This window comes from Novosphingobium sp. FW305-C-30-35 (assembly GCF_058783135.1).
Genome location: NZ_JBYSYJ010000001.1, coordinates 1,565,264 through 1,588,800, shown reverse-complemented (window position 1 = coordinate 1,588,800; position 23,537 = coordinate 1,565,264). Strand labels below are relative to the sequence as shown.

The 23,537-nt window shown below is 65.2% G+C and carries 28 protein-coding genes; 13 read left to right on the top strand and 15 right to left on the bottom strand.

Annotation, left to right across the window (positions count from 1 at the left end; all coding sequences use genetic code 11):
* Positions 1 to 91: 91 nt before the first annotated feature.
* Both panC and AC3WLM_RS07870 read left to right on the top strand, forming a co-directional pair.
* Positions 92 to 952: a pantoate--beta-alanine ligase gene (gene panC / locus AC3WLM_RS07875; protein WP_427463532.1), complete on the top strand. Its 861-nt coding sequence runs from the start codon at positions 92 to 94 to the stop codon at positions 950 to 952.
* A complete protein-coding gene (locus AC3WLM_RS07870; protein ID WP_492477064.1) occupies positions 949 to 1,302 on the top strand; it encodes a DUF2322 family protein in 354 nt (117 codons plus the stop codon). Before panC ends, AC3WLM_RS07870 begins: the two co-directional genes overlap by 4 nt.
* Positions 1,303 to 1,308: 6 nt before the next feature.
* Here AC3WLM_RS07870 and AC3WLM_RS07865 read toward each other — a convergent pair whose 3' ends face one another.
* The 4 genes from AC3WLM_RS07865 to AC3WLM_RS07850 form a co-directional block, all read right to left on the bottom strand.
* A complete protein-coding gene (locus AC3WLM_RS07865) occupies positions 1,309 to 1,896 on the bottom strand; it encodes a methyl-accepting chemotaxis protein (RefSeq protein WP_492478105.1) in 588 nt (195 codons plus the stop codon).
* 201 nt (positions 1,897 to 2,097) lie between these two features.
* Positions 2,098 to 2,946, bottom strand: a complete 849-nt coding sequence (locus AC3WLM_RS07860) for a metallophosphoesterase family protein (protein ID WP_492477063.1) — start codon at positions 2,944 to 2,946, stop codon at positions 2,098 to 2,100.
* A 34-nt stretch (positions 2,947 to 2,980) separates the two neighbouring features.
* Positions 2,981 to 3,853, bottom strand: coding sequence for a diacylglycerol kinase family protein (locus tag AC3WLM_RS07855; RefSeq protein WP_062347023.1), 873 nt, complete (start codon positions 3,851 to 3,853; stop codon positions 2,981 to 2,983).
* A 25-nt stretch (positions 3,854 to 3,878) separates the two neighbouring features.
* The gene (locus AC3WLM_RS07850; RefSeq protein ID WP_039333440.1) at positions 3,879 to 4,145 is read right to left on the bottom strand and encodes a hypothetical protein; all 267 of its coding nucleotides are present in this window, start codon (positions 4,143 to 4,145) and stop codon (positions 3,879 to 3,881) included.
* A 249-nt stretch (positions 4,146 to 4,394) separates the two neighbouring features.
* On the opposite strand from AC3WLM_RS07850, the gene AC3WLM_RS07845 reads away from it, so the two are divergent.
* Complete coding sequence (locus AC3WLM_RS07845; RefSeq protein ID WP_052242216.1) at positions 4,395 to 4,721, top strand: UrcA family protein; 327 nt, start codon at positions 4,395 to 4,397, stop codon at positions 4,719 to 4,721.
* 128 nt (positions 4,722 to 4,849) lie between these two features.
* Here AC3WLM_RS07845 and AC3WLM_RS07840 read toward each other — a convergent pair whose 3' ends face one another.
* The gene (locus tag AC3WLM_RS07840) at positions 4,850 to 5,344 is read right to left on the bottom strand and encodes a winged helix-turn-helix transcriptional regulator (RefSeq protein WP_197423797.1); all 495 of its coding nucleotides are present in this window, start codon (positions 5,342 to 5,344) and stop codon (positions 4,850 to 4,852) included.
* A 156-nt stretch (positions 5,345 to 5,500) separates the two neighbouring features.
* On the opposite strand from AC3WLM_RS07840, the gene AC3WLM_RS07835 reads away from it, so the two are divergent.
* The 5 genes from AC3WLM_RS07835 (at position 5,501) to AC3WLM_RS07815 (ending at position 9,776) form a co-directional block, all read left to right on the top strand.
* Complete coding sequence (locus tag AC3WLM_RS07835; RefSeq protein ID WP_052242217.1) at positions 5,501 to 5,857, top strand: CC_3452 family protein; 357 nt, start codon at positions 5,501 to 5,503, stop codon at positions 5,855 to 5,857.
* Between the two features lie 205 nt (positions 5,858 to 6,062).
* A complete protein-coding gene (locus AC3WLM_RS07830) occupies positions 6,063 to 6,695 on the top strand; it encodes a hypothetical protein (protein ID WP_492477062.1) in 633 nt (210 codons plus the stop codon).
* A gap of 47 nt (positions 6,696 to 6,742) precedes the next feature.
* Positions 6,743 to 7,141 carry a peptide-methionine (R)-S-oxide reductase MsrB gene (gene msrB / locus AC3WLM_RS07825; protein ID WP_039333442.1) on the top strand — a complete coding sequence of 133 codons (399 nt, stop codon included), beginning with the start codon at positions 6,743 to 6,745 and terminating at the stop codon, positions 7,139 to 7,141.
* Positions 7,142 to 7,297: 156 nt separating this feature from the next.
* A complete protein-coding gene (locus AC3WLM_RS07820) occupies positions 7,298 to 9,430 on the top strand; it encodes a transglycosylase domain-containing protein (RefSeq protein ID WP_193827318.1) in 2,133 nt (710 codons plus the stop codon).
* Between the two features lie 103 nt (positions 9,431 to 9,533).
* Positions 9,534 to 9,776 (top strand): hypothetical protein, encoded by a 243-nt coding sequence (locus tag AC3WLM_RS07815; protein ID WP_039333446.1) that lies wholly within the window; start codon positions 9,534 to 9,536, stop codon positions 9,774 to 9,776.
* Between the two features lie 66 nt (positions 9,777 to 9,842).
* Here AC3WLM_RS07815 and AC3WLM_RS07810 read toward each other — a convergent pair whose 3' ends face one another.
* The 5 genes from AC3WLM_RS07810 to AC3WLM_RS07790 are packed head-to-tail and all read right to left on the bottom strand — an operon-like array spanning position 9,843 to position 12,923.
* Positions 9,843 to 10,043, bottom strand: coding sequence for a DUF1737 domain-containing protein (locus AC3WLM_RS07810; protein WP_039333448.1), 201 nt, complete (start codon positions 10,041 to 10,043; stop codon positions 9,843 to 9,845).
* Positions 10,043 to 10,528, bottom strand: coding sequence for a GNAT family N-acetyltransferase (locus AC3WLM_RS07805; RefSeq protein WP_492477061.1), 486 nt, complete (start codon positions 10,526 to 10,528; stop codon positions 10,043 to 10,045). The genes AC3WLM_RS07810 and AC3WLM_RS07805 overlap by 1 nt, the downstream gene beginning before the upstream one ends.
* The gene (gene hslU / locus AC3WLM_RS07800; RefSeq protein ID WP_039333451.1) at positions 10,525 to 11,826 is read right to left on the bottom strand and encodes an ATP-dependent protease ATPase subunit HslU; all 1,302 of its coding nucleotides are present in this window, start codon (positions 11,824 to 11,826) and stop codon (positions 10,525 to 10,527) included. Before hslU ends, AC3WLM_RS07805 begins: the two co-directional genes overlap by 4 nt.
* The gene (hslV, locus tag AC3WLM_RS07795) at positions 11,826 to 12,383 is read right to left on the bottom strand and encodes an ATP-dependent protease subunit HslV (RefSeq protein WP_492477060.1); all 558 of its coding nucleotides are present in this window, start codon (positions 12,381 to 12,383) and stop codon (positions 11,826 to 11,828) included. Before hslV ends, hslU begins: the two co-directional genes overlap by 1 nt.
* A 45-nt stretch (positions 12,384 to 12,428) precedes the next feature.
* On the bottom strand, positions 12,429 to 12,923 hold the full coding sequence (locus AC3WLM_RS07790) for an outer membrane protein assembly factor BamE (protein WP_193827316.1): 495 nt from the start codon (positions 12,921 to 12,923) through the stop codon (positions 12,429 to 12,431).
* A gap of 190 nt (positions 12,924 to 13,113) precedes the next feature.
* Here AC3WLM_RS07790 and AC3WLM_RS07785 point away from each other — a divergent pair, with 190 nt between their 5' ends.
* From AC3WLM_RS07785 to AC3WLM_RS07775, 3 genes are read left to right on the top strand one after another with little or no spacing between them, the layout of a single operon-like run.
* The gene (locus tag AC3WLM_RS07785; protein ID WP_039333455.1) at positions 13,114 to 13,632 is read left to right on the top strand and encodes a ubiquinol-cytochrome C chaperone family protein; all 519 of its coding nucleotides are present in this window, start codon (positions 13,114 to 13,116) and stop codon (positions 13,630 to 13,632) included.
* Entirely contained in the window at positions 13,629 to 14,144 is a 516-nt protein-coding gene (locus AC3WLM_RS07780; RefSeq protein ID WP_369821046.1) for a YceD family protein, read from the top strand. Before AC3WLM_RS07785 ends, AC3WLM_RS07780 begins: the two co-directional genes overlap by 4 nt.
* Positions 14,145 to 14,148: 4 nt before the next feature.
* Positions 14,149 to 15,594: an MATE family efflux transporter gene (locus AC3WLM_RS07775; RefSeq protein ID WP_492477059.1), complete on the top strand. Its 1,446-nt coding sequence runs from the start codon at positions 14,149 to 14,151 to the stop codon at positions 15,592 to 15,594.
* A gap of 21 nt (positions 15,595 to 15,615) precedes the next feature.
* Here the strand turns inward: AC3WLM_RS07775 and AC3WLM_RS07770 are convergent, their stop codons facing one another.
* The 5 genes from AC3WLM_RS07770 to AC3WLM_RS07750 all read right to left on the bottom strand — a co-directional run bounded on the left by AC3WLM_RS07770 (position 15,616) and on the right by AC3WLM_RS07750 (position 21,701).
* Entirely contained in the window at positions 15,616 to 17,325 is a 1,710-nt protein-coding gene (locus AC3WLM_RS07770) for an ATP-binding protein (protein WP_492477058.1), read from the bottom strand.
* A 106-nt stretch (positions 17,326 to 17,431) separates the two neighbouring features.
* Complete coding sequence (locus AC3WLM_RS07765; RefSeq protein ID WP_062347041.1) at positions 17,432 to 18,181, bottom strand: TIGR02186 family protein; 750 nt, start codon at positions 18,179 to 18,181, stop codon at positions 17,432 to 17,434.
* 14 nt (positions 18,182 to 18,195) lie between these two features.
* A complete protein-coding gene (locus tag AC3WLM_RS07760; RefSeq protein WP_039333460.1) occupies positions 18,196 to 19,110 on the bottom strand; it encodes a sulfite exporter TauE/SafE family protein in 915 nt (304 codons plus the stop codon).
* A gap of 75 nt (positions 19,111 to 19,185) precedes the next feature.
* Entirely contained in the window at positions 19,186 to 20,277 is a 1,092-nt protein-coding gene (locus AC3WLM_RS07755; RefSeq protein ID WP_156135741.1) for a hypothetical protein, read from the bottom strand.
* Positions 20,277 to 21,701, bottom strand: coding sequence for a glycosyl transferase family protein (locus AC3WLM_RS07750; protein WP_492477057.1), 1,425 nt, complete (start codon positions 21,699 to 21,701; stop codon positions 20,277 to 20,279). Before AC3WLM_RS07750 ends, AC3WLM_RS07755 begins: the two co-directional genes overlap by 1 nt.
* A gap of 94 nt (positions 21,702 to 21,795) precedes the next feature.
* On the opposite strand from AC3WLM_RS07750, the gene nhaA reads away from it, so the two are divergent.
* Both nhaA and AC3WLM_RS07740 read left to right on the top strand, forming a co-directional pair.
* The gene (nhaA, locus tag AC3WLM_RS07745; RefSeq protein WP_492477056.1) at positions 21,796 to 22,968 is read left to right on the top strand and encodes a Na+/H+ antiporter NhaA; all 1,173 of its coding nucleotides are present in this window, start codon (positions 21,796 to 21,798) and stop codon (positions 22,966 to 22,968) included.
* A gap of 100 nt (positions 22,969 to 23,068) precedes the next feature.
* Positions 23,069 to 23,524 carry a Dps family protein gene (locus tag AC3WLM_RS07740; protein WP_062343374.1) on the top strand — a complete coding sequence of 152 codons (456 nt, stop codon included), beginning with the start codon at positions 23,069 to 23,071 and terminating at the stop codon, positions 23,522 to 23,524.
* Positions 23,525 to 23,537 lie beyond the last annotated feature (13 nt).

Genomic DNA, 23,537 nt, shown 5'->3' with positions numbered 1-23,537 from the left:
ACTCACGTGGTTGATACGCTGCACGGGCTTGCGAGAGGCGTCCGCCGCCCGTATCGCCCGTGGCATCTGACTTAGTGGAGTGGCTGCCAAGGTGCAAACGATCAACCGGCTGGAAGACCTGCGCAATGCGGTCGACGCGCTCAAAATCGGGGGAAAAACCGTGGCCTTCGTCCCCACCATGGGCGCGCTGCACGAAGGTCACCTGACGCTTGTGCGCGAAGCGCGCGCACGGGCCAGCCACGTGGTCGCCTCGATATTCGTCAATCCGCGCCAGTTCGGCCCGAACGAGGACCTCGATGCCTACCCGCGCCGGCTCGCCGCCGATGCCGCGCTGCTCGAAGCCGAAGGCGTCGCCGTGCTGTGGGCGCCCACGGTCGATCAGATGTATCCGCATGGCTATGCCACCAACATCTCGGTCTCGGGCGTCAGCGAGGTCGCCTGCGGCGCCGCACGCCCCGGCCATTTCGATGGTGTCGCCACAGTGGTGTGCAAGCTGTTCAACCAGGTTCGCCCGGACTTTGCCCTGTTCGGGGAGAAGGACTGGCAGCAACTGGCGATCATCCGCCGCATGGCGCGTGACCTTGATCTCACCCAGCCGCACGTTTCGAACATCATCGGGGTCGAGACCGTGCGCGAGGCAAGCGGCCTCGCCCTCAGCAGCCGCAACCAGTACCTGACGGAGCGGGAGCGCGAACAGGCGGCCGGCCTCTCGGCGGCGATGCGCCGCGCGATTTCGGCAATCGAGAGCGGCGCGTCGGTGCCGCAGGCGCTTGGCTCGCTCAACGCCGACATCATCGCCGCCGGATTCGCTTCGGTCGACTATGCCGACTTGCGCGATGCCGCCACGCTTGAGGCTATCGAAACCTTCACCGGGCAAAGCGCCCGCCTTCTTGTCGCCGCCCGCATCGGCGCGGCGCGTCTGATCGACAACATGGGAGTGGGCCCTAAATGAGTATCGCAATGACGCCGGTTGCACCGACCGCATCGTTCAAGGACAACCTCGCCCTGCTGCCCTCCATCGACGGCATTGCGCGTATCGATCTGCTCGACGCTTCGGGCACGGTCGTGGCGACGATCCCGAATGAAGCAGGCAAGCAAGGCTCGCTCAAGGTCTACAACTATCTTCAGCTCTGCTTCGGCAGGCTCGATGCCGCGGCTGCCGAGCACGGCCTTGCGATCTTCGCCGAGCACACGCCCGATGCACGGGCGCGTCCGGGCGCTCACCCCAATATCGACCGCCTGATCGACGTGATCGTAAAGGGAACTTCACTGACGATCAGGGCTGTCCCCCGAACTGCCTGAACGTCGTCAGAACTCCGACCAGTCGGTCTCCGGCTCCAGTTTCAAAGCCGCATTGCCGGTGCTTCGGTAAGGTGATGCGGCAACGGGGGCGGCGGGCGAGGGGGGCGCCGCCGCAGGGCGGATCGCGGCGACCTTATTCTGCCCTCCGGCGAACCGCTGCACCACGTCTGTCAGGTCGCTCGCCTCACGCGAAAGCGAGCGTGCCGCTGCCGTCGATTCTTCGACCATCGCCGCATTCTGCTGCGTCACGCGGTCAACGTCGGCGACAGTCCGGTTCACCGTGTCGAGGCTGTTCGCCTGTTCGCGGGCCGTGGCCGCGATCTGCGAGACAAGGTCGCTGATCTCGCTCACGCGATTGACGATGGCAACCAGAACCGATCCCGTCTGGCTGACGAGGCTGACGCCCGACGTCACCTGTTCGCCCGATTTCGAGATCAACGTGCGGATGTCGTGGGCCGCATCGGCTGACCGCTGTGCCAATCCGCGAACTTCGGTGGCGACGACGGCAAAGCCCTTGCCGGCATCGCCTGCGCGCGCTGCTTCGACACCGGCGTTAAGCGCCAGCAGGTTGGTCTGGAAGGCGATGCCCTCGATCAGGCCGACGATCGGCGCCTTCGTTCAAACCAGTCCAGCATTGCGACGCCTTTCCCTCCTGCGGGGATCAGCAGCGTGGCAAGTGTTGACGCGATAAACCCTGACGTGACCGCATCTAGCGGCCAACAGCGAAACAATGCTCGAAAGTGCATACGAGCGCTTACTGAGGGCAATGCCGATAAGGGTCCTCTCGCAGTGCGTTCAATGCACCGGCGGATCGACCGCGGGCACGGCCGCCACCGGCGCCACCGGTTCGCCCTCGGTCCGGGGCGGCAGCGCGTTCTCCGGCACGTCGTCGATCAGCATGTCTCGCGTCGGCACGTGTTCGAGGTTGCGGACGCGGACGGTGATCATGTCGCCATCGAGCGTCAGTTCGTTGAAGCTGGGCGGAGTGGAGCGGACGCGCTGGCTGAGCGTGCCCGCACCGATCATGCGCACCGGCCCGTTGGGTGTGGGGTGGATCAGGTCGAACGCATCGTGGACGTGGCCTGACAGCACGGCGAGGACATTGCGCCTCGCCAGCTCGGCCAGCGCATGGTTGCCGCCGCGAGTCAGCGCCTTGCCGCGGGTGCCGGCTTCGACCAGGGGGTGATGGCAGGCAACGATGGCGCGGGTGCCGGGCGGGAGCGCGTCGATCGCCGCCAACGTCTGCGCCAGCGCCGCCTTGCCCACAGTGCCTTTCGACCAGTTCAGGCGGAACTGCGCGCGCGCGGTTGTCTTGAGGGGCACGATCTTCGCGCCGGGAATCGGCAGTTCCCGCTCCAGCACGCCTTCGATCGAACGGAATCGGCGGTAGGGATCGATAAAGCGTTCGATCAGGTTGAAATAGGGCAGGTCGTGGTTGCCCACCTCGACCGTCACCGGCACGTCCAGCGCCTGGATCCAGTGGCAGGCGGCGGTGAATTCGCGGTGCCGTGCGCGCATCGTCAGATCGCCGGTGATGGCGACGGCATCGGGCTTTTCGCGCGCGATGCATTGCGCGACCCAATCGAGGGCGCGCCGGTCTTCAAGGCCGAAATGGATATCGCTGATGTGGAAGAGGCGGGTCATCGGGCAGGCTTGATCGTCGCTGGGCCCGCTGCGGTCAAGCACCGGGTGCGATAGTGCAAAGGAAGTCGAGCGCGAATTCCTCGCAGGTGACTTCCTCGCGCATGCCGCCTTCGCGCCGCTCACCGTCGATCATCATGGCGATCGGGCCGTCGCTTTCGAGTGTTGCCGACGAACACTGGCCTAGTTCGTCGTGGGGGCCCTGCCGGAAATCGCGCTTCACCAGCATGGCAAAGCCTTGCGCGGCAAACTCGCCCCAGTCGGAAAAGTCGTATCCGTCCACTTCCATGCTGTCACCGTCCAGCGGTGCCATGCGCACGGCGCGATATCCTTCGGGCTGCGCTCCTGTCACGGGTGCGGATAGGCGGACGCCCGGCCCTTCGCGGGTTTCGCGCAGGGCCGTGGTGAAAGTCTCGGCGATGGTGGGCAGATCAAGATCGCGCACGCTTTCGCGCACGTCGGCCCACATCGCGCCGGGGCCGGCCAGCAGTTCGATGAGGGCGACGCCTTGGGAGGTGCGCAGCGCCTGCCGCCGCACGCGTCGCGCCGAGCCGAGCTTGCCGGTCACTTCCTCTGCCGGAACGTCGCCATGGAGAGACTTCGACAGGAGGTTCTGCGTGCCGCCGGGAAGGACGAGCAGCGCACCGCCCCAGCCTTCGAGTGCTGAGGCCGCGGTATTGATCGTGCCGTCGCCGGTGAAGACGGCAAGCGTCGCGATGCTGTCTGCTTCAAGCTGCGCGCGCGTGGGCAGCTCCTCATCGGGAAAGCGGATGACCCGCGCCGGCGCGCACCCGGCGGCCGAGAGCGAGGCGACGAGATCATCGACCGCCGCGTCGCTGTTGCTGCCGCTTGCGGCGTTCGTCACGAGCCAGAGAGGAGAGAGCGTCATCACCGGCAGAACCGGCAGCACGCGCGGCGGTTCCGCAGCGGCTGCTCTAAACGCGATCTGTCAGGATCAGCCAGGCCGAGAAGCTGTTGAGCATCGAATAGATGACGTAGGCGATCGGGCCGCTGACCACGCCTTCCGAGGCAAACAGCAGCGCGCCAAGCAACAGCAGGAACTCCAGCAGCAGGGTGAAGCGCCCGCCAAAGGCGTGGACCATCCATGGCAGGCGGGCAAGCAGCGGGTGCCCGCTGTCCATCACGGCGCGGTGCAGCGCGAAGTTGCCGATGCCCAGAAGGAAGGTGATCAGAATCGCCATGGACTGGATGCGACCTTTAGGGAATCGCGCAGGGATTGTCACACCTGCAGTTCGTGGAGTGGACATTGCGTTTCGTCGGATGGGCTAAACACTTGTCGTTCGTAACGGAAAGCTGGTCGAGACGCGCAAGATTTCATCGACCACCGGGCGTAGCGAGAATGCATGCGGTGCACCCGATCAACCGGATCAGCCGCTGAAACGCCCCCCAAGGCCGGTCCCCCGCCGGCTCCCGTGTCGAAGGAAGTTGCCATGTTTGCCAAGACCCTGTTCTCCGCCGGCCTCCTCGGCCTCGCTCTTGCCGCCAGCCAGCCTGCCTCTGCCGGCACGCGCTCGGTCGTCTATTCCGATCTCGATCTCACCACCAAGCAGGGCGAGGCCCAGCTCAACGCCCGCCTTCGCCAGGCCGCCAAGGACATCTGTGGCCTGAACAAGGCGGACCTGCCGACCAGCGAATGGGAATCGGCGCGCGATTGTTTTGCCCGCTCGATGGCCGATGCCCGCCGCGCCAAGGCCGAAGTGAAGGCGACCGCGCTGGCCGCTGCTCAGAAATCCAAGACTGATCTTGCTGTCCGCTGATCCCGGCAGCTTGCAAACCCGGCGGATCCAGTCCCCCACCGGGTCAAACTCAAGGGACCGTCGCTAGTCCGGCGGTCCCTTTTTCCTGATGGCCCGTCAGTTTGATGGCCGGTCGGCCCAAAGGTCAGTCAGCCAATTTCGCGAAGCGCGGCAGGCTTTGGTTCGGCTTCGATCTCGCCCCGATCACGCCAGGTCAGGTCATTCGGCGTCAGTTCGCGGCCGTCGTGCGAAAGAATGCCGATCGGAGCGATCGGCCGTCCGTCGCGGCAATCGCAAAGCACTGGATTGGCAGGCGTGCCCAATTCCCACTTCTCGCCCCACTGGCGCAGCGCCAGCATGGCGGGGAGCAGGTCGAGACCCTTCGGCGTCAGGCGATATTCGATGCGGCGCCGGTCATCGGCGCAGTGCTCGCGCTTGAGAATGCCGGCCTCGACCAATCTTGACAGCCGGTTGGAAAGGATGTTGCGGGCGATGCCCAGCGCTTCGAGGAAATCCTCGAAATGGCGCACGCCGTTGAAAGCGGCGCGAAGGATCATGAAGGACCATCGCTCGCCCATGGCTTCGAGCGCAAGGGGCAGGCCGCATTGGGCGATTTCGCCAAGAGGTTCGCGAAGCTTTTCCATGTCGTCCTCTGCATAGCCCATGATCGTCGCCTATTTAAGTTTCTAGTTGCAACCTGAAACCTATCCTGATAGGTAGCGATTCGCAACGGAAATAGCATCCTCTCCAGAACCCTGCAATTTCCGTGGCCCTAACAAGGTTGTTTCAGGGGAAGAACGATGATCTCAGCAAATTCCAGCAGCGCTCTGCGCCAGCTCCTTCCGGCCGTCCTCGCGCTGGTCGGCACCACGCTCAGCTTCGCGGTAACCGCCAACACAGCCCGCGCCAACACCGGCGGCTCGTTCTATTCGGCCACGCTGACCCGTCCGATGGACGGTGCGCAGAAGGTCATTCAGAAGGGTGTCCTGTGGAAGTGCGAAGGCGCCGAATGCTCGGCCCCGCGCGATACATCGCGCCCGGTCATCGTCTGCGCCCGCCTTGCCCAGAAGGTCGGCCCCGTCGCGCGCTTCGCCACCCCGCAGGGCGATCTCGCCGCCGAGGACCTCGCCCGCTGCAACGAGGCAGCGGCCGGATAAGTCCAGCACCAGTCTCCAGCGCGCACTCCCTCTCGTTACCCTGCAGAGTGCGCAATCCCTGACCGTGAAGGTCACATGGGCCGTGAACAGCAAGTCTGTTCGCGGCCCCTTTTTTCGCTATGCTCGTGCCATGCGAATGCCTTCGAGAGTTAGCGCTCTGCTCGCCAGAGTTGCCCTTCTGCCCCTGACAGTTGGATTTGTGTCGGTGCAGGCCCAAGCCCAAACCCAGGCAGCGCCGCAACTTACAGCTCAAAGCCGCGAGGATCTGCGCTGTTCGGCGGCCTTTGCCATTGTCGCGCTTGAACAATCGGGGGGCGATGCGCTGGAAGGCTGGCCGCCGCTGGCGGTGCGCGGCAAGACCTTCTTTGCCGATTCGGGCGAGCGCGCGATGAAGGAGGGTGCGCTGACCCGCGAGCAGGTGCGCGACCTGATCGCCGAGCAGGTTCAGGCGCTCCAGACCGCGCCCGATCCCGACAAGGCCCTGTCGGCGCTTGCCGGGCCTTGCCTCGCAAGGCTTGACGCCACCGTCCCGCCGCTGATCGCGCCGACCCTCAAGCAATGCGCCGCGATCCTCGGGCTTGCCTACAACGAGGTCCATGCCCGCGAAGGGATGAGCACTTCGGCGCAGGATCTCAAGACACTGGAATCGGTGCTTTCATCGCGCGAACGCGAGGCGATCATCGCTGCCGGTGGCAGCGGCGACGACGCTGACCGCACGCTGGCGCAGGCGCGCGAGGCGATGGCGGCTGAGGCGGCGGACGGAAAGGGCGGGGTCGACAAGTACGACATCGCGCGCTGCTACGAGTTCGCCAAACCGCAGGAAAAATCGCACTATTGAGCGGGCGGGGCGGGCTTCCCATATTGGCGGCAAAGGAGATCCCCGCAATGTCCGACAAGATGAACCTGACCGACGCCGAGTGGCGCGAGCGTCTGTCGCCCGAGCAGTACCAGATCCTGCGTCAGGGGGGCACCGAGCGTGCGTTCACCGGGGCTTACGAGAAGAACAAGGCACCCGGCGAGTACCACTGCGCCGGTTGCGGAGCGCCGCTGTTCACTTCTGACACCAAGTACGACAGCGGTTCCGGCTGGCCGAGCTTCTACGCCCCGGTCGAGGCCGAGGCGGTCGAGGAAATCGTCGATCGCTCGCACGGGATGGTCCGCACCGAAGTGCGCTGCGCGCGCTGCGACGGGCACCTTGGCCATGTCTTCCCCGATGGTCCGAATCCCACCGGCCTGCGCTATTGCATGAACAGCGCTTCGCTGGATTTCACGCCGAAAGACTGAGTCGGAAAGCGCTCTGAACCGGCAGCATTGGCCGTTCGCCGATTTTGCGGTTAACCCTGCGTTACAACTGCCCTATGCAAAGGGCCGCAGATTTGCGTGGACGGCCTGCGCCGATGTCGGAACGAGGCCGAGAATGAGGGAAGCGGTACAAGACTGATGGCCAGACGGGACATTCCCCGCCGCCCCGAGGGCGGCAGGTCGGAGCCGCAACCCAAGAGCAGATCGATGCTGGGCCGATGGGTTCGGCGGTTGCTTGCCTGGGGTGCCGGCTTTGCGCTGCTGGGCACGATCGGGCTGGTGGTGGCCGTTGCCGTCACGGTGCGCTCGCTGCCCGGCTATGGCGAATTGAAATCGAGCCAGACCGGCCAGATGATCGTGGTGCGTGCCGCCGACGGCTCCGAGATCGTGACCCTGGGGCCAAGCTACGGCAAGTGGATCCCTTACGAGCGCATCCCGCAGGACATGAAGGATGCGATGATCTCGGTCGAGGACCGGCGTTATCGTAGCCACTGGGGCGTGGACCCCATCGGCATCGTCCGTTCGCTGATGGTGCGCGTGGAAAGCGGCACATGGAAGCAGGGCGGCTCGACGATCACGCAGCAGCTTGCCCGCAACATCTTCCTCAACAACACCAAGACCTTCGGCCGCAAGGCGCGCGAATGGGTGCTGGCGCTGGCGCTCGAACAGAAGTTCTCGAAAGACCAGATCCTCGAGCTGTACCTCAACAAGGTCTACTTCGGCGGCGGTGCCTATGGCATCGACAGCGCCGCACGCAAGTTCTTCGGCCATTCGGGCGAGGAAATCACGCTGCCTGAGGCGGCGATCATCGCCGGGTTGGTCAAGGCGCCGTCACGATATTCGCCAACGGCCGATGCCGAGGCGGCCGTGGGCCGCGCTGGCGTGGTTCTGCAGACGATGCAGAGCGCGGGCGTGCTGACCGCGCAGGAAGCGCAGAGCGTGGACCTGAAGGCCGTGAAGATGGTCTCGGACAGCGCAGGCCAGAACTCTGCACGCTATTTCACCGACTGGGCGCTGCCGCAGCTCGACCTGATCCTGCCGGAGAACGACAAGCCGATCGAAGTGTGGACCACGCTCGATCCGATCGCGCAGAAGGCCGCGACCAGCGCAGTGGCCGGATTTGCGCCGAAGGGCGCGCAGGGCGCACTTGTTTCCCTTGATCGCGACGGTGCGGTTCTCGCCATGGTCGGCGGCACGGACTATGTAACCTCGAATTACAACCGCGCAGTCAACGCCGTCCGCCAGCCCGGTTCGGCGTGGAAGCTGTTTGTCTATCTCTCGGCGCTCGAGGCGGGATACACGCCGGATGACCGCGTGGTCGACGAGCCGGTGACGATCGATGGCTGGACCCCGCGCAACGACGGCAATCGCTATGCGGGCGAGATCGACCTGCGCACGGCCTTTGCCTATTCCAAGAACACCGTGGCGGCACAGCTGGGCAATGAAGTGGGCTTCGGCACCGTTGCCAACATGGCGCGCCGCTTTGGCATCACCACGCCGATCAACACGCTGCCCTCGATGGTCCTGGGTTCGTCCGAAGCGCGCGTGATCGACATGGTGCGCGCTTTCGCCTCGGTTCAGGCAAAGGGCATGTCGATTACGCCCTACGGCATCCGCAAGGTGACGACGACCGACGGCGAAGTGCTCTACACGCACCGCACGGAGACCGCGCAGCAGCTCGTCCCGCCCTATGTCGCTGCCGCGATGACCGACCTGATGCAGACCGCGGTCAATATCGGCACAGGCCGCGCTGCGCAGATCGGCAGGCCGGTTGCCGGCAAGACCGGCACGACATCGTCGAACAAGGACGGCTGGTTCCTGGGCTTTTCGAGCGGTATCACCACCGGCGTGTGGATGGGGCGCGACGATGCCAAGGCCGTGCCCGGCCTGCAGGGCGGCGCCGCACCGGCGCGCGCCTTCGCGGCCTACATGAAGGTCGCCACGCGCAAGCGCCCGGTCGAACAGTTCGACACTGAACTCAAGCTGCCGGAATGGCAGCTCGAACCCGATGATGAGGCGATGCAGGGCAACCCTGACGACTACTTCTATGTCGACGAGCAGGGCAACCTGGTCGATCCGTCGCGCCGGCGTGGTGATGACGGTGCAATTGATCCCAATGCACCACCCGAGGGCATACCGCCGGAGGTTCCGCAGGCCGCGAACGACGATTTCCTCAACCGCGCCACTGGTCGGCGCGACGGCAACGACCCTGCAGCGGCAGGCGCGAGGCCCCGTCCGACCAATACTCCGCGCCCTGTTCCTCAGCCATGAGCATGCCCAGCAGGAATTCTCGAGCCTGAACCTTTCTGCGGTTCGGGCGTTTGCCTGATCGAGAGGGAAGGCTGCGGGCCTTCCGCCAATCAGGAGACGTGTAATGAGCCTGCTGCAATGGGCCGTCGCAGGAGCGGCGGGATATGCGATCTGGCGCGTGGCGCAGAAGAATCGCGAGGAACAGGCACCGGCCGCTTTCGCGCAAGGCGAGGAGTCGGGCGGCAACTTTGCCAAGGTGCGCAGTGCCGGCACCGAGGGCATGCGATCGGACCCCAAGCGCTGGGACAAGGTCGACCAGGCCTCGGACGAGAGCTTTCCGGCGAGCGATCCGCCGGCAACCTATTGATCGGCGTGCCCAAGCGCTTTGGTGACGGCCGGAGGGTACTCCGGCCGTTGCTGTATGGGGGGACGGCTATTTGACGACGTCTGCCTCGTGCCACACGACCGCCTGTGCCACCTTGATGCAATCCATCCCGCCGTCATAGGTCATCGCGGGTGAGCCATAGAGCCGCCAGCCCTGCGCCAGCGCCTCGGATACCCGCTCGCAGAAGGCGCGGTCGTCCTTGCCTGTCAGCAGGCGGTAGACGGGGCGGTCATCGGGGGTCTGGTACATCATGTTCCTCGGCAGTCGATATGCCAGCAGAACAGCGCGCCGTCCTCCGCGTCAAGCCGTTCGGCCATCTGAACGAAGCCGTTGCGCTCAAGCACCCGCTGCGAGGCGATATTGTCGGTGCGCGTTTCGGCATAAAGCGCATCAACGCGCGGGTCCGAACTGGCCCAGTCGACCAGCGCCTTCAGCGCTGCCGATGCGTGACCCCGCCCCTGCGATCCTGGTGCCACGCCATAACCGATCTGCAGCCGGCGCTCCTCGAGCACCGACGTGACCGACATCAGGCCAACGAGTTCGTCATCTGACACGACAAGCCACGCCGGGGGCGAGAAAATCTCGCCAACAGCCTCGGCCAACCCTGCCAGCATTGCCAGTACTTCGGCTTCCGCCACCGGCGTATGCGGCAGGACTATCGCCTGCTCTGGCGGCTGCCCCTCAAGCAGACGCGCGAAGTGCGTCGGCGTTGCCGGGACGAGCCGGACGGTCACAGAATGTACTTCGACAGGTCTGCATTGCCGGCAAGGTTCGCCAGCTTCTCGGCGACATAGGCCTCGTCCACCGTCACCGTCTCGCCGGTGCGGTCCTCAGCATCGAAGCTCACTTCCTCGAGCAGCTTTTCCATCACCGTCTGCAGGCGGCGGGCGCCGATGTTCTCGACGCTTTCGTTCACCTGTGCCGCCGTGCGGGCAATGGCGCGGATGGATTCCGGCGTGAAGTCGAGCGTGACGTTTTCGGTTGCGATCAGCGCACGGTACTGTTCGACGAGGTTTGCGCGCGTTTCCGAAAGAATGCGCACGAAGTCGTCTTCGCTGAGCGCCTTGAGTTCGACGCGGATCGGCAAGCGGCCCTGAAGTTCCGGCAACATGTCTGAGGGCTTGGCCACGTGGAACGCGCCCGAGGCGATGAACAGGACGTGGTCCGTCTTCATCGGGCCGTACTTGGTGGCAACCGTCGTGCCCTCGATCAGCGGCAGCAGATCGCGCTGCACGCCTTCGCGGCTGACCGATCCGCCACGCACATCGGACACGGCAATCTTGTCGATTTCGTCAAGGAAGACGATGCCGTTGGTCTCGGCATTGCGGATCGCCTCGCGCGCCACGTCGTCCTGGTCCATGCGCTTTTCGGCCTCTTCGTCGACCAGCTTGTCCCAGGCGTCGGCGACGCGCATCTTGCGGCGCTTGAGCGCCTGCTTGCCGAACGCCTTGCCCATCATGTCCGACAGGTTGATCATGCCGATGCCGCCGGGCATGCCGGGAATCTCCATGGGAGCGGACGGTGTATCCTCGACCTCGATCTCGACCTCGACGTCGTTCATCGAGCCATCGGCCAGCCTTGCCTTGAAGCTTTCGCGCGTTGCTTCGCTGGCACCATCGCCGACCAGCGCCTTGAGCAGGCGGTCCATCGCGGCCTTGCTGGCAGCGTCTCGCACCGCATCGCGGCGGCGCTCCTTCTCGAGGCGGATCGCCTCTTCCACGAGATCGCGGGCAATCTGTTCCACGTCGCGGCCGACATAGCCGACCTCGGTGAACTTGGTGGCTTCCACCTTCACGAAGGGCGCATCGGCCAGCTTGGCCAGCCGGCGGCTGATCTCGGTCTTGCCGCAGCCCGTCGGCCCGATCATCAGGATGTTCTTCGGGCTGACCTCGTCGCGCAGGTCGGCGGACAGGCGCTGGCGACGCCAGCGGTTGCGCAGCGCGACTGCAACGGCCTTCTTGGCATCGGTCTGGCCGACGATGTGTTCGTCCAGCGCGCGGACAATGGCCTTGGGGGTAAGGGAGTCGTTCATCAGATTTCCTCGACCGTCACGCGGTCGTTGGTGAAGACGCAGACTTCGGCGGCGACCTGCATGGCGCGGCGCGCGATCTTTTCGGCGTCGTCTTCGTAGTCGGTCAGGGCGCGGGCAGCGGCGAGCGCATAGTTGCCGCCCGAACCGATTGCGGCAATTCCGCCTTCCGGTTCAAGCACATCGCCATTCCCGGTAAGGATCAGCATCGTCTCGGCATCGGCCACGATCATCAGTGCTTCGAGATTGCGCAGGTACTTGTCGGTGCGCCAGTCCTTGGCGAGTTCGACCGCGGCGCGCATCAGCTGGCCGCGATGCTGTTCGAGCTTGCGCTCCAGCCGTTCGAACAGGGTGAAGGCATCGGCCGTCGCGCCTGCAAATCCGGCAACCACCTTGCCATCTCCGATGCGGCGCACCTTGCGGGCATTCGGCTTCATCACCGTGTTGCCCATGGAAACCTGGCCGTCCCCTGCGATGACGGTGCGGCCGTTCTTCTTCACCCCGATGATGGTGGTGCCGTGCCACTGGATAAGGCCGTGGCTCGCCCTGCTGTCGTCCATCGCCGCGATATGAGGAGCGCGGCGGCGAATTCAAGCGCCCGAGCCTCAGCTGCCGTTGGGACCGGTGCCGGTCGGTGCGCCACCACCGGCGCCGCCCGGAATCGCGCCGACCGCGCCGATGTTGCCGAACAGATCCTGGAAGAAGCTGCGGTCGCGCCCGAGGGTCGGCGTCTTGTCGCTTTCGGGCGAAAGGCGGACGACCTTCTCCATCCCCTGCCGGCCCATCGAGCTGACATTGCCGCGGGCGTCGAAATCGACGACGATGACGCTCTGGTCCGACGTCTGCGGACGGGTGAACGGGCGCTGCCTGGTGTTCTGCGCAACGTAATACCACGTCTGCCGACCGAACTGGCTGGTGAAGGTCGGGCGGCCCAGTGTGCGTTCGACCGAGAGCTTGTTGTCGACGCCAGGCTGGACCGAGGCGACCAGTGCCTCGTCGATGATGTAGCCGCGATGGTCCTTGATGCTGGCACAGCCGGACGCGGCCACGCCGAGGGCGAGCACCGCCGCACCCTGCACCATCAGCCGCATGTTCCGCATTCGCAAACTCCGCTCTTCACTTATCGCCGTCATGCCCGTTTGCATCGGGAATGCACAGCCTATATCGCCGAGATCAATTGGGCGACCCTTAGGGTCCAATCTGGATTACCGCAATGCCGCCCGCAAGCAGCCTGCTGGACGGCCGAGATTTAATCGCCCCTGAACGGGCGGAATGCCAAGGAATGCCGTGATGTCGCTTCTTACCAAGCTGTTCGGACGCAAGCAGGATGATCGCGCGGTCGCGCGGCCCTTGTGGCACCGCACTGTCGAGATCGCGCGCGAGAAGGAATGGTACCGCGATTGTGGCGTCGCCGACACGGTGGGCGGGCGATTCGACATGATCACGCTGATCCTGTCGGTCGTGTTGATCCGCATGGAGCGTGACGCGGAACTCGTCGAGCCTTCGGTGCGGCTTACCGAACTGTTCGTCGAGGACATGGACGGACAGCTGCGCGAGAGCGGCGTGGGCGACGTGATCGTGGGCAAGCGCGTAGGCCAGCTGATGAGCGTGCTGGGCGGGCGCCTTGGTGCCTATCGCGAGGCGCTGGCGGCGCGGGACGAGGCGCTGATGGCCGAAGCGATCAGCCGCAACGTGACCTTGCACGATGGCACCGATCCGCTGCTGCTGACGCGGCGCGTGCGCGCTTTCGCCGCCGGGCTGGACCTCGTCCCCGCATTCCGCGTTCTCGATGCGGAGATTGGAAAATGACCATGAATTCAGAGTTCTCGCGCATCGTCGATCTGCGTCAGATTGGCGACGAGCCGGTGGTGCTGGAGCCGACCGAGGCAGAGCGCAAGCGTCTTGCGGCGCGTTTCCAACTCTCCGAGGTGAAAGCCATGCAGGCGACCATCTCTCTGAGGCAGGAGGGGGACTCCGTGGAGGCAAGAGGCCATCTCGCCGCCTCCATCGTGCAGGCCTGCGCGATCTCGGGCGAGGACTTCCCGGTGACGATCAGCGAACCCATCTCGCTGCGCTTCGTCCCACCCGGCGCGGCCCATGATCCCGACGAGGAGATCGAGATTACCGCCGACGATTGCGACGAGATCGAATACGAAGGCACCAGCTTCGATCTGGGCGAGGCCGTGGCGCAGAGCCTGGCACTGGCGATCGATCCCTTTGCCGAGGGACCCGATGCCGACAAGGCGCGCGCCGAGCACAATCTCGGCGGCGACGTTGCCACCGGCCCCTTCGCCGCGCTGGCCGCACTGAAGAAGGACTGAGCGTTTGGCTGGACCCCCGGGGCGCGGTCGGGACCTGACGAGCGGGCCGATCCTCAAGACGCTGGTGCTGTTCTCGGCGCCGACGCTGGCATCCAACATCCTGCAATCGCTCAACGGTTCGATCAATTCGATCTGGGTGGGGCGGATGCTGGGCGAGGGCGCGCTGGCGGCGACTGCCAATGCCAACGTGGTGATGTTCCTCGTCTTTGCCGCAGCGTTCGGCTTCGGCATGGCGGCCACCGTCAAGATCGGGCAGGCCTTCGGCGCGCGCGACGTGCTGGCGGCGCGGCGGACGTTCGGCTCGGCGGTGGGCTTTTGCGTGCTGCTGTCGCTGGTTGTCGGCACGCTGGGCTGGCTTTTCGCGCCCGAACTGCTGACGGCAATGGCCGCGCCGGGCGAGACTTATGCCTATGCGCTGACCTACCTGCGGGTGATCTTCATCGCCATGCCGGCCTCGATGATCACGGTCATGCTGGGCATGGGCCTGCGGGGCGGGGGCGATGCGGCGACGCCGTTGAAGTTCATGGTCCTGTCTTCGGTGCTCGACGTCGCGCTCAATCCTTTGCTGATCGGCGGTTTCGGGCCGATCCAGGCCATGGGCATCGCCGGAGCGGCTCTGGCGACGGCGATTGCCTCGTTCGTGTCGATGGCGGGCATCGTCGCCTATGTCTACGTCAAGGACCTGCCGTTGCGGCTGCGGGGGCCGGAGCTCAAATGGCTGTGGCCGCGCCGGGACGAACTCGGCTACATCCTGACCAAGGGCCTGCCGATGGGCGCGCAGATGCTGGTTATCTCGGCGGCGGGCATCATCGTGATCGGTCTGGTCAATCGCGAGGGCCTGCTGGTCAGCGCCGCCTATGGCGCGGCGCTGCAGTTGTGGACCTATCTTCAGATGCCGGCGATGGCGATTTCCGCTGCGGTCAGCGCCATGGCCGCGCAGGCGATCGGCGCGGGCCTGGATGAGCGGCTCCACCGCATCTCGCGTGCGGGGGTCATGCTGAACCTTACGGTGACCGGAGCACTATGTGCATTGATCCTGCTGTTCGACCGGCCGGCGCTGGAGCTGTTCCTGGGCGCGGCAAGCCCTGCGGTGGATAAGGCGCGTCATATCCAGTTCCTGGCCAGCTGGAGCTATGTCCTGTTCGGAATCACCATGGTGCTGTTTGGCACGATGCGCGCAGGCGGGGTGGTCTGGACGCCGCTGATCATCCTGTCGATCGCCATGTATCCCGTACGTCTGGGCTTCTATTACGCCTTCTACCCGAGCCTTGGCGCGGATGCCCTGTGGCTGGCATTCCCGGTCAGTTCCGCAGTTGCCGTGGCGCTCTCGGTCCATGCCTATCGCCAGCCACAATGGCGGGATCGCGCACGCGCTGTGCCGGACGAGGAGTGCGAGGAGGAAACCCATGCCGACGCGGACCCCGCCGGACGCATGGCGCCGAGTCTTTAGGGTCCTGACCCCAGGGTCGCGTCAGCGGCTCTGGGCGCGCCAGCGCTGGACCGTGCGTTCGACCGCGCGGTCTTCGCCGCCGCTCTTGCTCCACAGCTCGTAGAACGAGGGGTCATTCGAGGCGGGGCGTTTGATCGCCTCGAGCTCGTCGAACGAGACACGCATCGGGATCGAGACGCCTTCGCCCGAAATGATGCATTCGCGGTTGCGCAGCGCAGGAATCGTATCGACGAAGCCGCGCGCGCCTTCGGGCATGGCCGCCTTGACGAAGGCCTGGTCGCGCTCGTTGTTGAGGCGCATGGCGATGATCGTGCCGCACTGCGAAAGCACGCCTTCGGCAAGGTCTGACGGACGCTGGGTAATCAGGCCCAGCGAGACGCCGTACTTGCGGCCTTCCTTGGCAATGCGCGAGAGGATGCGGCCGACCGAAGAGCCGTCCGAGTTCTTCTCGCTCGGCACGTAGCGGTGGGCTTCTTCGCAGACCAGCAGAACGGGCCGCGTCTCTTCGTCGCGTGCCCAGATGGCATAGTCGAACACGAGGCGGCTGAGCACGGCGACGACGGTGGAAGTGATTTCCGATGGAACGCCCGAAACATCGATGATCGAGATCGGCTTGCCATTGGCCGGCATGCGGAAGATCTTCGAGATGAACTCGGCCATCGTGTCGCCCACCAGCATCCCTGAGAACATGAACTGGTAGCGCGGGTCGCTGCGGATTTCCTCGATCTTGGTCTTGAGACGCATGTAGGGAATCGAGTTGGTGCCCTTGTCGAGGCGGCCCATCTCGTTCTGCAGGATGATCATCAGGTCCGACAGCAGATAGGGGATCGGCGAATCGACCGTGATCTTGCCGATCTGTTCGGCAAGGCGGTTCTTCATGCGCGCCGCCAGCAGGCACTTGGCAAGGATGTCCTCGTCAATCTGGCGATCCGTGCCCGACGAGGTGATGAGGATTTCGCAGTGTTCCTCGAAGTTCATCAGCCAGTAGGGCATCTGCAGGTTCGACACGTCGAGCAGTTGCCCGGTGACGCGAAATGCGCTGGAATATTCCCCGTGCGGATCGATCATCACGATGTGGCCCGAAGGCGCCATCTCGCAGATGCGGTGGAGGATCAGCGCGGCAGCGGTCGACTTGCCGGTGCCGGTCGAACCGAGCAGCGCGAAGTGCTTGCCAAGCAGGGCATCGACATAGAGCCCGGCGCGGATATCGCGCGTGGGGAAGACGGTGCCGATCGAGATGTTGGTCCGGCCATCGCTGGCATAGATCTGGCGCAGGTCGTTGCTGGTGGCAGGATAGACCAGTGCGCCGGGGACAGGATAACGGGTAACACCGCGGCGGAAGCCATAGATCTTGCCGGTCAGGCGCTCTTCCTCGCCCTCGCCAAGGAAATCGATCTGGGCGACCACGCCGCCATCGACGGTGGTATCCTGCCGCTGCGTGCGCACGCTGGCGAGGAGCCAGGAATTGCCGACGCGGATCTTGATCTGGCTGCCGACCTTGCCCGACATCGACACCGAGGGATCGAGGTCGGCCGAGCACTGCTCGAGGCGGGCGAGATCAAGCGCGATGGCCGAGCTTGAGCCGGCAACATCGCGCACGAAGCCGATAGGGTGGCGCGCGTTCTCCGACCCAACGGCATTCTGGGGTGCCGCCAGAATGGCCGATGCCGATCCGGCCTCTTCCAGGTTGGCGGCAGGCGCCATGAATCCCTGCATCCCCATTTCGGACATTGCGCAAAACCCTTTGGCCATTGTCGGCTGTGGGTCTGGGACTATCCGTTTCGGGTTAAGATCGGCTAAACCAACGAAAGGCAGTTGCGGCCTTAGGGTCAGGACCCTAACTTCGGGCAAAGAGCCGGCCTGCGATCCAGCCCATGGCGACCGAGACAATGACCGCAAACAGGCCGTAGAGCCATCCATTGCGATCGGCGGCGACAGCGACGAAGCGCTCGAACCCTTCCTTCTTCACCTCGATCCGGGTGATCGCCGAAGCCACGACCTTGCCCCCGCGGATGGCGAAGGTTTCGGCGGTGTAGGTTCCGGTCTGCACGCTTGATGGCAGACTGATCCGGGCCTGATAGAGCACCTGACCGCTGATCTTCACGCTGCCCTGATCCTCGCGGTAGAGGCCCTGCCGCCGCATCAGATCGACCAGTCCCTCGGAAAAGCGCTGCTGTTCACGCGGTTCGATAACGCCAATCGGCGAAAGCTGGAGCCACTTGAGGCCGAGTTCGTAGATCGCCGCTGTCTTGTCGTCCACGATCTGCGCGATCGGGCGGGAGGAGGCAATGGCGAAGTAGCTGGGCGCCGAGCGGAATTCGAGCGAATCGGCATTGATCCACATGCCCGCGATCTTCTGCTTTTCGCGCAGGACGATCGACTGCACCGGGCCTTCGAGGACGACGACGATATCGTAATCCTGCGCGGCGCGGCTGCCTTCGGGGCTGAGGATCGCGCCGAACAGGAGCAGGTCGGCCCCGGTAAAGCCCTGGCGGACCTGGATTTCGTGCTGCGAGATTTCGGGCACGAGAATCGGATCGCGCGCACCCAGGAGGAGCAGGCAGGCGGCAAGAGCGGCGCGGCGCATCTGCACGCGGCCTCTCACAGCGGAACCACCGTGTAGATCTCGTCCGGGCGATAGCCGAGCCCGAGCGCCATGCGCAGTGCTACCGCAAGGACGATCACCGCAAGGATCAGGCGGAGCTGTTCGGGCTTCACCTTCTGGGCAAAGTGGGTGCCGATCTGCGCGCCGGTGACCGAACCGACCAGCAGCAGCCCGGCCAGCACGATGTCGACCGCACGCGTGGTGAGCGCATGCATCATCGTGGTGACCATGGTGACGAACAGGATCTGGAACAGCGACGTGCCGACCACCACGTTCACGCCCATGCCGAGGATGTAAAGCATCGCCGGCACGAGGATGAAGCCGCCGCCAATGCCCATGAGCATGGTGAGAATGCCGGTGGCAATGCCGAGCAACAGCGGCGCCAGCGGCGAGATATAAAGGCCCGAGCGGTAGAAGCGCCACCGCAGCGGCAGGCTGGCGACAAGCGGATGGTGGCGGCGCTTGCGGGCAGGCAGCGGCTGGCCAGTCTTCTGCGCGCGCAGGGCGGTGATGCTTTCGTGCGCCATCAACCCGCCGATGCCGCCAAGCATCAGCACGTAGAGGATGTTGATCACCGTATCGATCTGGCCGAGCGACTGCAGCAGGCGGAACAGCAGCGAGCCAAGCCCGGTGCCGATCACCCCGCCCGCCACCAGCACTGCGCCGATGTGATAATCGATCCCGCCCCGCCGGGCCTGGGCGAACGCGCCGGAAACGCTGGCGCCGGTCACCTGGCTGGCAGCCGATGCGGCGGCGACGGTGGGGGGCACGCCATAGAAGATCAGCAACGGCGTGGTCAGAAACCCGCCGCCGACGCCGAACATGCCCGAAAGCAGCCCGGTCAGCGCGCCGAGGCCGACGATGACCAGCCCGTTGACCGACAGGTTCGCGATGGGAAGATAGACGTCCATTGCCGTGTCAACGCTAGGCCGGGCGGTGCGTGCCAGCAACCCCGCCGAGCCGGTTTGCGGCCAAAAAACTGTGGCTCAGAAGGCGGAGGTGACCGTCATGGTCGGGCCGCTGCCGGGCCGGGCGTTTCCGGCGATGCGGAAGCGCCAGTCGAGCGCGACGCGGGTCGGTCCGACAAGCTGCCCGCCTTCGAGCCGGAAGGCCACGCGCGGGCCCACATCAAGCCGCACGGCTCCTTCCTGCCCGCCTGACCACATGCCGACCCCGGCGCGCAGATCGCCATTGCGCGAAACGACGCGCCGGACCGGATGATCGAGCAGCGCCTGCGCATCGAAGAAGGCGGTGGCGCCCTTGCCACCGGCGTAACCGGCCTGCCCATAAGCCTCGAGCCGGAAGCCGTGCGGCAGGCGCTGCCAGGGCAGTTCGGTGATCAGTGTGGCGACGGGGCGCACCTGCATCGACGAGCGGGTGGTATCCTGAAGGCGCGCTTCGACGAGGGCGCGGACAGGCAGGCGGCGGACCGGGCGGATGCCGAGGCCCAGCGCGACCTCCTTGTCCTTGCCGGGGGCGTTGATGGCGAGCGAGGTGCGCAGATAGCCATAGGAATCCTGCGGCTCGCCCTTGCCGAAGCGGTAGCGGACGATGGCACCTGCCTGGCTGGCACCATACGACGCCGCACCGGGGGCCTGCGCCGCCGAACCGCTGCCGGCGCGCATCAGCAGCCAGTTCTCGCCGCTCCACCGCGGATCGTCCTTGGGCACGAGAGGCTCGTAGAATTCCTGCGGATCGGCGGGTTGGCTTCGGGCTGGGGCGACGACGGCGGTGCGGGGCGGCAATGGTACGAGCAGGGGGTGTTGAGGCAGGAACAACGGGACAGGCGCGGGGGACGGGAGCGATGGTCCTTGTGGCGACGCAGCAGCCGGCCGGACGGAAGCTGGCTGCGGGGTGATGCTTGTCATGGGTGGCTGAGGGCGGGCGCGCGGGGTGGGGAGCACCTGACGGGCATGCAAGGGCTGGCGCGGCAATGGCGGTGCGCTGGCGGTGATAGTGGGCGGTTCAGTCAGGGCGTCATGTCGCAAGGTCAGGGCGCGACCGGCGATCCAGCCGACAAGCACGAGGGCGAGCGCGAGCAGGGGCTGGCCCCGCCGCGTCGCCGCGGGACCTGCCATCATGCCGCAACCGGCAAAGGCCGCTGCTGCGGATCCGCGTCAAGCTTGGCAGCCTGGCTGACGTGGACGTGATGGACCGTGTGTTCCCAGCGCAGAACGCCGCCTGCCAGCACCCGCACGTAGGCAGTTATGGCGCGACGCGCGGCGAGGACGGCGATGATGTTGCCCACGGGAAACCGGAACACTGCGCGCACGGCTTCGGCGGGGCCGTACTCGCGCCCTGTGAAGAGCGCGCGCATCATCAGCCGCCAGATCAGGCTGGCGAGGTTGAAGGCAAGCAGGCCGCTGAGCAGCGGGCCATCGTCGACCGGGACAGCCAGGCCCGCAGCTTTTGCGAGCACGACCACTGGCCACAGCATGATCAGGAGATATGCTGCGGCCAGGACGAGCGCTACCAGCGGCCCGCGGCGATCGCGCAGACGCATCCAGATATCGCCGGGCGCGCACTTCCAGCCCAGTCGGTCCCAGCCCTGAAAGGCGATACCGTGGACCCAGCGCGTCTTCTGCCGGACCGATGCGACGAGGTCTGCCGGGAAGAACTCCCGCGTGGCGACGAGCGCGCCAGAGCTGTCGCGCACGCGCAGGAATGCAGACCGCCCGCCGGTCTGATGGACGAGGAGACCGCATTCGTAATCCTCGGTCAGGCATTCGGCGGCAAAAGGCTCGGTGCTGGAGCGGGCGATGAGGATGCGGTCAATCGCGCGGCGCGAAAAGGCGCATCCCACCCCTGCCGATGGCAGGGCAGCGCCGATGTGGTGTCGGACCACCATGTCGCGCGCGTGAGCCTCGGCAAATTCGTCGCAGTAGTGGCCCGCGATCCAAGGACTTGCGCGTTGTGGTTCCGGGCGGACAGGGAGTTGCACGAAATCCGCCTGATCGAGCGCGCGGTCCATCAGCGTGAGCGCGGCGGGGTGGACCATGTCCTCGGCATCGTGGAGTATCAGCGCGCGCACGCGCTGGGCGCTGCGCCGTTCATCCTCGCAGATCGCACGATAGATGCGATTGAGGCAGTCGGCCTTCGTCGTCGGGCCATCACGATCATGGATGATGACCCGCAGGCGAGGATCGGGCGCCAGCGCGACAAGCACGGAAATGGTGGCCAGGTCATTGCGATAGCAGCCGACGTAGAGGCGAAAGTTGCGCTGCGGCCAGCTTTGCAGGGTATGGCGCACCATCGGCCCGATCACGCGCGATTCCAGCCATGCGGGAACCAGAACCACGGCAAGGCCATTGAGTTCGGCATTGCAGGGGTGCGAGAGGCGCGGGGTGCGCAGCTTGCCGGTCAGGCGCAGGCGCAGCCACGCGAGGTCCACGGCCAGTTCGTCGATCGCGAAGAGCGCAAACCAGATTGCGGCAAACAGCAGCAATTCGTGCTCGACAACCGCGAGCCATTGCAGCGCGGGATAGGTCGGCCATGGTGACAAGAGCTTGCCCCTGTTTGACGTGCCAGACCACCGTCGGCACAAGGGGAATGCTAGGGCCAAGGCCCGAGTTTCGTGAACACGGGATGATTCGAGAATGGCAGGAAATTCAGGGCGCAAGCGGGCTTTGCACAAGCTGACGCACAGCGAGGCAGCGCCGGGCATAGTTCTGATGACCTGTGCTGCGATTGCCCTTGTCCTGGCCAATTCGCCCTTGGCTGATCCTTGGCACGAGCTGTTCCACCACACGTTGCCATGGACGCCCGTGCCCAAGCTCGACACGTTGCACCTGTGGATCAACGATGCGCTGATGGCGGTGTTCTTCTTTGTCGTCGGGCTGGAGATCAAGCGCGAGATCCTTGACGGCGAACTGTCAAGCCCGAGCCGCCGCCGTCTGCCGGTGATTGCAGCTGTCGCCGGGATGGTGGTGCCGGCGCTGATCTACCTGGGCATAGCCGGTGGCGATCCGGCGCTGCATCGCGGCTGGGCGATTTCTTCCGCCACCGACATCGCCTTTGCCATCGGCGTACTGGCACTGGCTGGAAAAGAACTGCCATCGTCGCTGCGGCTGTTCCTGCTGACCGTGGCGATCGTCGATGATCTTGGCGCGGTTCTGGTCATCGCTTTCTTCTACACGACCGGGCTGGACCTGATGTGGCTGGGCATTGCCGCCGCCATCTTCCTGGCGCTGGTGGTCGTGAACCGCGCCGGGGTCAGCTCGCTGATCCCCTATATCCTCGGGGCCGTCGCGCTGTGGTTTGCTGTGCTCCATTCGGGCGTCCATGCAACCATTGCCGGCGTTCTCGCCGCGTTGACCGTGCCACTGGCGCTCAACAAGGAGCATGACAGCCCGCTGCTGCGGCTTGAACATGCGCTGGTTGCGCCCAACGGCTTCCTGATCGTGCCTCTGTTCGGCCTGGCCAATGCCGGAGTTGCGCTTGGCTCGATCGATGGAGGGCCGCTGGCGCTGCCGATTGCAATTGCCGCGGGCCTGCTGATCGGCAAGCAGGTGGGCATCCTTGGCAGCATCGTGGCAGCGGAAAAGCTGGGTATCGCCAAGCGGCCGGCCGGCGCCACGATTCGCCAGCTTTGGGGCCTCTCCCTACTGTGCGGGATCGGCTTCACGATGAGCCTGTTCATCGCCAGCCTCGCTTTCCCGCAAAGCCCGCTGCTGGTCGAAGAGGCGAAGCTGGGAATTCTGGGCGGATCGATAATCTCCGCGCTGGCCGGACTGTTTCTGCTGAAAGGGAGCGTGAAGGGCCAAGCATGATTGACGAATTCGATCAATCTTGCCGTATCATTGCATGAAACCTTTCAGTGGGTATGGCGTATAAGGGGCTCAATCCACCCGGACACGAAAGGGGAATGTCATGCCCGGCGACAACGCGAAAAAGGCCCTGATCGACAGCATGAACGGTCTGTTGGCCGATTACTTCACGCTCTATCTCAAGACGAAGAACTACCACTGGCACGTGGCTGGCCCGCAGTTCCGCGAACTGCACCTGCTGTTTGACGAACAGGCCGCCGAATTGTTCGCCCTGACTGACGTAATTGCAGAACGGGTGCGCAAGAACGGTGGCGACACGCTGACCGGCATCGGTGCCATTGCCGGCAAGGCTTCGATCAAGGACGACGACCGCAGCAAGGTTGACGCGATGGAAATGGTCAAGGCCTTGCGCGACGATAACGTGGCGCTGGTCAAGGCGATCCGCGCGGTCAAGGAAGCGGCCAGCGAGGCGGGCGACAATGCCACCGAGGGCATGGCCGACGACTGGACCGATCAGGCCGAACAGCGGGCCTGGTTCCTGACGCAGACGCTTGCCTGAGAGCCTTGCGGCC